At 42.5% G+C, this 7139-nt stretch carries 6 protein-coding genes; 3 read left to right on the top strand and 3 right to left on the bottom strand.

The window, feature by feature from the left end; genetic code table 11:
* Positions 1-1228: F0F1 ATP synthase subunit beta (locus tag IPP77_16050; GenBank protein MBL0311100.1), on the bottom strand; the 1228-nt coding region annotated here is incomplete at its 3' end.
* A 133-nt stretch (positions 1229-1361) separates the two neighbouring features.
* Complete coding sequence (locus IPP77_16045; protein ID MBL0311099.1) at positions 1362-3125, bottom strand: DUF4838 domain-containing protein; 1764 nt, start codon at positions 3123-3125, stop codon at positions 1362-1364.
* Positions 3126-3271: 146 nt separating this feature from the next.
* Between IPP77_16045 and IPP77_16040 the strand changes: the two genes are divergently transcribed.
* Together IPP77_16040 and priA are read left to right on the top strand one after the other, a co-directional pair.
* Positions 3272-4141 carry a hypothetical protein gene (locus IPP77_16040; GenBank protein MBL0311098.1) on the top strand — a complete coding sequence of 290 codons (870 nt, stop codon included), beginning with the start codon at positions 3272-3274 and terminating at the stop codon, positions 4139-4141.
* Positions 4142-4176: 35 nt separating this feature from the next.
* Entirely contained in the window at positions 4177-5721 is a 1545-nt protein-coding gene (priA, locus tag IPP77_16035) for a primosomal protein N' (protein MBL0311097.1), read from the top strand.
* Between the two features lie 26 nt (positions 5722-5747).
* On the opposite strand, the gene IPP77_16030 is transcribed toward priA, so the two are convergent.
* The gene (locus IPP77_16030) at positions 5748-6119 is read right to left on the bottom strand and encodes a hypothetical protein (protein ID MBL0311096.1); all 372 of its coding nucleotides are present in this window, start codon (positions 6117-6119) and stop codon (positions 5748-5750) included.
* Between the two features lie 118 nt (positions 6120-6237).
* Between IPP77_16030 and IPP77_16025 the strand changes: the two genes are divergently transcribed.
* Positions 6238-7139, top strand: a 902-nt coding sequence (locus IPP77_16025; protein MBL0311095.1) for a hypothetical protein, incomplete at its 3' end; no start/stop codon positions are given.

The raw sequence follows: 7139 nt of genomic DNA, 5'->3' as shown, positions 1-7139 counted from the left end.
ATTCTTTATAACGCTGAAGGATTTCTTTTACCCGCATCGCACAACCGTAATGTTCCGCACCCAAAACATCTGCGCTTAGAATTCTTGAAGTAGAATCTAAGGGATCCACCGCAGGATAGATACCCAACTCAGCAATCTTACGGCTCAATACAGTCGTTGCATCTAGGTGGGCAAACGTAGTTGCAGGAGCCGGATCAGTCAAGTCATCCGCAGGTACATATACTGCCTGAACAGAAGTAATTGAACCTCTTTTAGTAGAAGTGATTCGTTCTTGCATCAATCCCATCTCTGTTGCCAATGTAGGTTGGTAACCTACCGCAGAAGGCATACGACCAAGAAGGGCTGATACCTCTGAACCTGCTTGTGTGAAGCGGAAAATATTATCAATAAAGAATAGAATATCGCGACCACCTTTGGCATCATTTTTGTCTCCATCACGGAAATATTCTGCGATGGTAAGACCGGAAAGAGCCACTCGTGCCCGTGCACCTGGCGGTTCGTTCATCTGACCAAATACTAGCGTAGCCTGAGATTCGGATAGCGCCTTAGGATCAACTTTTGACAGATCCCATCCGCCCTTTTCCATGCTGTGTTTAAAATCATCACCATATTTCACCACGTTCGACTCAATCATTTCACGCAGCAAATCATTCCCTTCCCGTGTTCTTTCACCTACACCCGCAAAAACAGAAAGGCCAGCATAGGCTTTAGCGATGTTATTGATAAGTTCCATGATTAACACAGTCTTATCTACTCCTGCTCCTCCAAAGAGACCAATTTTACCTCCTTTGGCATAAGGCTCTAGAAGATCAATTACTTTAATCCCGGTAAATAGAACTTCTGATTCAGTTGCTAAATCTTCATAGGCAGGCGGCATTCGGTGAATGGGATATCCCCCTTCTCTGCTCACCGGAATATTAATCCCGTCAATGGCTTCTCCAATAACATTAAATAATCTTCCTTTGATAGATTCTCCAACCGGCATTGTAATTGGCGCGCCCAAGTCCGCTGCATCCATTCCCCTGCGAAGACCATCGGTAGAATCCATTGCCACTGTGCGGACAGAGTCTTCACCTAAGTGCTGTTGGACTTCCAAAATTACTTTCTGACCATTATCTCTAGTCACTTGCAGTGCGCTCATAATTTGAGGTAGCTTTGACCCTGCTGCATCAAAACTAACATCCACCACCGGACCTATTATTTGCTTTATTTTTCCAACGTTTGCCATGTATATTGTGTATTATCTTTTTAAAGGGCGGTGCGAAAATAGAGGTAAAAAGGAATTTTCAAAATTCAAGAGGAAATAATGCCAAAATGACCGGGTTTTAAGGTGTTTCTACTCGGTTTTTGACTGAATGGATTTAATCCGTCCTGGTAACAGATTCACGAAAGGCCGCGTCTATCTCCTCTTTTCGCCATTGCCTGACGGAAGAAAACTTCATCCCTTTTTTTGTCGGGTTGAAGGTATCCCAACACCTTTTTGCATACTCCGGATTGGCACCATAATTTTTAAGCCATTCAGAAACAGGGAAAGGATGAACCATTTTTAAGAAGAATGTCCCATAGACAAAGGTCATTAAACGATCAATCGCTGTAGTATCTTCAGTTATTTCGTTACGTTGAAAGTCATAAAGAAAATTCAAATAGAGGAGATAGGCTTTGTAACTAGTTAATCGAGCGCCCAGTATTGTGTCGTTTTGCGTAGCTGTTTCTTGCGAGTCAATGATACGACTTGCCAAATGCAGGCTTATTCTCTTATCTATCAAATTGGTGTCAGTTTCTAACGCACTCTGTGCTTGGCGAACCTTGCCGGCGGCATTTCCATATATTTTTTGATAGAATTCGCTTACCTCCCTTTCGACATTTGTATTGATATTCCACGACAATCGGGAGAAGAGATAAAGCCCTAATCCAGTGGCGCCTATACTATAGGAACTCTCCAAAGTGATTCCTTTAATACCTTGATCATGCCAGAAACGAATTCGATTAGCAAATTCGATCGGAGTCAAACTCCCTTGCAAAGGCTTGTCCAGATTCAGAATGGGTAATCCATAATAATCATAGACAAACAGGTGATTGCATTTCAGTTTCCATTCTTTGAACATCACTTCAGGCGAAGTATAGTCCTGATATCCGTAAGGAATAATCTGGACTATTACATTGGGTTCCAAAGCAATATCAGGCGGGGCAGCATGTTTGTTGTAAGCATACAAATTGACAAATGCCTTGGGAGAAACTTTTTGAAACTCTTTTGCTACCAAATTTGCCAAAAGAAAAACGCGGGTGCTGATCGTTCCTAATTTCCTGCATTCATCACATTCACAGAAACCCTCGCCATCCGAGGGCTCCACGGAAACAGTATATACAGGGCGGTTTGGAATATCATTCATATTCTTCTTCAACTCCGCCACTCTATCTTGCACAAATAATTCTTGCAACCCTTTATTACTGGTACAAAATTTAATGCCGCCGGAGTTTAATTCCGAACGTTTCCCATTCACCAAAGCAGCATATTCAGGATGCTTTAAGAAGGTTTGAATATTCCTCCAAAAGAAATCTCCCCAGGCATGCCCCTTCAAGGAGTAAGTACCTCCTAAACGATTGCGTACTGACCATAGATTCCATTCCCTGTCAACTATAGCATTCTTGTCAATTACTCGGTTTCGAGGTGTGCCGAAGGTTCCGAAAAAGGCACGTAAAACAAAGTCGGGTTTTTCGATGGTGTCTATTGAAATACCAACGTCCATTAACTTTGGAACATATTTCCAAAGCTCACCCGGATAATACCATCGAAAACCAAGACGATCCAAATAGGTATAAATGCCGTTCACTAAGCCTTGTTTTGAAAATGCAGATATTTTAACAAAACGTTTTCCATCCCCTTCTAAAAGGAAAACATCCTGATTATCTATATCCAGTCTTTTTAAATAAGCTGAGTCCTTTCTTGGATAAAGCAGATTAAGAAAAATTCCTGTGGTAATACTGCTGTCCTGTTTTTCTATAGTGAAATTGACTCCACAGGCCTCTGACAAATGCGCCCGCAAATCTTCTGTAGCATCTTTCACCATATTATATGCACCCTCATTGACAACTATTTTTTTTCCAAGCAATCGGTCTAAGGCCATGCTTGAAGGTGTGAGAGCAAAAAGGAAAAGTATAAGCGCGCAAAATTTCACAAGTGGCAAAGGTATCAGCATAGCTGTTTGTCTTCTTATAAGCTGCGTTAAAATATCAGTACCGAGAAAACAAATTTCCTTCTTACTTTGCCGGAATGTCTTCCTTAGTTACATACGTAGATGTCATTCTTCCCTTAGCACTACCACAGGCCTATACTTATGCTGTACCGATAGATTGGGTGGAGTTTGTGAAAGTAGGCCAACGGGTAATTGTCCAGTTTGGAAAGAAGAGATTTTACTCTGCTATCGTTCAGCAAGTCCACCATCAGGCCCCCTCGGTACCTGCCAAATTGATTGAATCTATTGCCGATGAGGAGGCCATTATCACACCTGTTCAATTAAAATTCTGGGAATGGATCAGTCGGTATTATGTATGTACTCTAGGCGAAGTAATGGCGGTGGCTTTGCCCTCCGGTTTAAAATTGTCGAGCGAAACAAAAATACGCTATAACGAAAACTACGACGGAGATTTTGAATCCTTAACCGAACCTGAGTTTTTACTAGTGCAATTGCTCCGTAATACTAGGGAAATTGATCTGGCGAAGGCTCAGCAATGTTTACAAAAACAATCGGTTTACAAGGAGTTGAAAACTCTTTTTAATCTCGGCATTGCGATTTCGTCGGAAGAATTATCCGAGAAATTCAAAGTGCGCAAAGAAACCTACATACGCTTGGATGAAAAGTACGTTGGTGATACTGCCTTGGAAGAACTATATGCAGAATTAGGTCGAGCACCCAAACAGGTAGAGCTTTTATTGGCTTTCACCCAACTACATCATAAATCAAAATTCATCCGGAAAAGTGAATTATTAAGTCTTTCCAAAAGTTCTGCTGCAGTATTATCTGCCTTAGTCAAGCGGGGGGTATTCATGGAATTCAAAATGGAAGTTTCGCGCCTTGGAAACATTCAAACTGATACCGCCGATGCCCCGGCATTAAACGAAGCCCAGAAAAAGCCTTACTAGAAATTAATCAGCATTTTGAAACGAAAAATGTCGTGTTGTTGCATGGGGTAACAGGAAGTGGCAAAACGAATATCTATATTGAGAAAATCAAAGAGGTTCTTCAACAAAACAAACAGGTACTTTATCTGCTGCCGGAAATTGCTCTTACGGCACAAATCATCAACCGGCTTCGAAAAGTATTTGGCAATACGGTGGGTATCTATCACTCTAAGTTCAACCAAAATGAACGAGTAGAAATATGGAATAAAGTATTACATAACCAATACAAGATTGTTCTCGGTGCGCGTTCAGCCCTGCTTCTCCCTTATCATGATTTGGGATTAGTAATCGTTGATGAAGAGCACGACTCCGCACTCAAACAAATGGATCCCGCTCCGCGCTATCACGCACGCGATGCCTCCATTATGCTGGCTCAACTGTTTGGCGCTAAGGTTATTCTAGGTACTGCCACTCCCTCGCTCGAATCTTCCTACAATGCGGTACATGACAAATTTGGATTGGTGAAACTAATGAGTCGGTATGGTGGTATTGAAATGCCTGAGATTCTTACTGCCAACATTCGCGAAGAGCTGAAGCGAAAAAAAATGAAAGGCAGTTTTACTTCCCAACTCATAGAGGCCATTGGTCTTGCGCTCGAGAATCGCGAGCAAGTGATCCTCTTCCTCAACCGTCGGGGCTTTGCCAACTATCAGGTTTGCAAAACCTGTAACCATGTATATCGCTGCAAGCAATGTGATGTGAGCCTGACCTACCATAAGTTTCAGAACAAATTGATTTGCCATTACTGCGGTTATTATGAAAAGATGTCTGACCATTGCAAGTCCTGCGGCGCGATAGACCTAGACATTGTGGGTACCGGTACTGAAAAAATTGAGGATGAAATCGCCACATTGTTTCCGACAGCTAAAGTCAGCCGGCTTGATTATGACTCTACCAAAACAAAACATGGTCATGCCAATGTCATTGCCCAATTTGAAAACCGCGAAGTAGATATTCTGGTAGGCACCCAAATGGTGACCAAGGGATTAGATTTCGACCACGTCAGTTTGGTGGGGATTATGAATGCCGACCAACTCATTCATCATCCCGGCTTTCGTTCGCACGAGCGAGCTTTTCAACTGATGATGCAGGTAGCGGGAAGAGCAGGGAGGAAAAATAAAAAGGGGAAAGTTATTATTCAAACTTCTGACCCAAGCCATCCGGTCATTCAAAACGTGGTGAACGGCGACTACCAAAAGATGTTTGAAACCGAATTGCTACATCGCCTGCAATTCAGCTATCCTCCCCATACGCGCATGATGCAGATAACCCTGCGTCACCGGCAGGTGAATAACGTAGAACAGGCGGCGCTTTTCTTAGCCAACGAGATCCGCAAAACACAACTTGCTATCATCCTCGGCCCGGCACCGCCTTTCATTTCCAAAATCAATAATTTTTATATCCGCGAAGTGCTGATTAAAAGCCATCCCCAAAACAAAGATTTGTCGGCCATGAAACAGGCCTTGCTACAAGTGATGAATAAAATGAAGTCTATGGCTGAACTGAAGAGTGTGGATGTGAAAGTGGATGTGGATCCGTAGGGAAACGATTGTCGGACGATTTAACTTTATAACGCATCCTTCTTCTTCCTTAGCTCTGAATACAAGTGGCTGACCTCTAACACGGTGAAGACCGCGTAGTAGAAAAGGAAGTGCAGAATCAGCGTTTTCTTGTTTTCAGAAGAATACAAGAGGAAGCCTATTAACACCGTGAGATAAGCAAAAAACTTCAAGACTGTAGCCAGCATAAAACTTCTTACAAACCCTTGCGGACTGCCCTTTGCTGCCCGCGACAGAAACAGATGAACCAAAACCACGCTCACCACAAAAAATCCTAACAGTGCATAGCCGCTTTTCAACTTCATGTCTTCTTCCATTTGCATATTCCAAACAAATTGGAGGGCCACACAAATGGACGTAACGATTATTAAATAAATCAAAAATTTAGAAGAAGATTTGTTCATGCTGCGCGCAAATGTAGCAGCAAATGCGACGGTGGAAAATCCATTAAAACGATTCAGTTGAAATTTTACCTTTGAGGCTACTAAACCCCTTACTATGAAGAAATTTCTACCTCTATTTACCTTCCTTTTTTTATCAGCTACTTTTGCTCAAGCACAGTTTTTTCTGGGACTGCGCAGTAGTAACTATGGCGGCATTACCAACGTCAACTATAATCCCGCTATTGCTGATAGCCGTTTTATTGCCGACATCAACCTCATCAATTTTGGCTTCTCGGCAGGCAATAATTACATCGGTCTGGACGGAAAGGCAATCACCCATCCCTCTATTTTTTCAAATTTTGATAAAGACGTGAACCTGCACGAACGACTGAATGGTCGGGCGAAAAATGCTTACATCGGCTTGCAAGTTCAGGGGCCATTGTCTTTCATGTTTTCATTCGGAAAGAAAAACAAAAACGCCGTAGCCTTTTCTTACCATGCCAACATGGTCACCAATGTGGATGGCATAGACCAAACCCTTTCCCAGATTATTTATTACGGAGTGGGTACCAAGGCTACTCCATTCTTTAACCAATCTTTTTCGGATAGAAACATAGCCATCCGCACCATGGCGTGGGCTGATTACGGAGTGACCTACTCTCGAGTAGTTTTAGATCAAGGCGAACACATGCTGAAAGTAGGTGGCACTTTTAAACTCCTTCAAGGTATAGGTGCTACCTATCTCTACTCCAAAAATATTCAATACGAATGGAAAAACAGCGAAACCCTTAGCATTAATAATAGCGATTTGAACTACGGCCATTCCGATAACTTCAATTTTACGGACAACTATAAATTCAAATTCAACTTCGATCATGCCGCGCCCAACTTTGGCGGCGATGCAGCCGTGGTTTATGAATGGAGACCTAAGAAAGACAAGTATAAATATGAAATGGACGGAGTGAAGGATCTTTACCGCAAGGATAAAAACCTCTACATGCTTCAGGCGGGCTTCTC

The organism is Bacteroidota bacterium, from assembly GCA_016722375.1.
GTDB lineage: Bacteria > Bacteroidota > Bacteroidia > Chitinophagales > LD1 > Bog-950.
The sequence above is the reverse complement of the archived record's forward strand: the minus strand, read 5'-3'. Positions and strand labels throughout refer to the sequence as shown.

Excerpts from the sequence above, each read along its gene's own strand:
- IPP77_16045 (MBL0311099.1), bottom strand. The coding sequence starts at position 3,125 with ATGGCCTTAGACCGATTGCTTGGAAAAAAAATAGTTGTCAATGAGGGT.
- IPP77_16040 (MBL0311098.1), top strand. The coding sequence starts at position 3,272 with ATGTCTTCCTTAGTTACATACGTAGATGTCATTCTTCCCTTAGCACTA.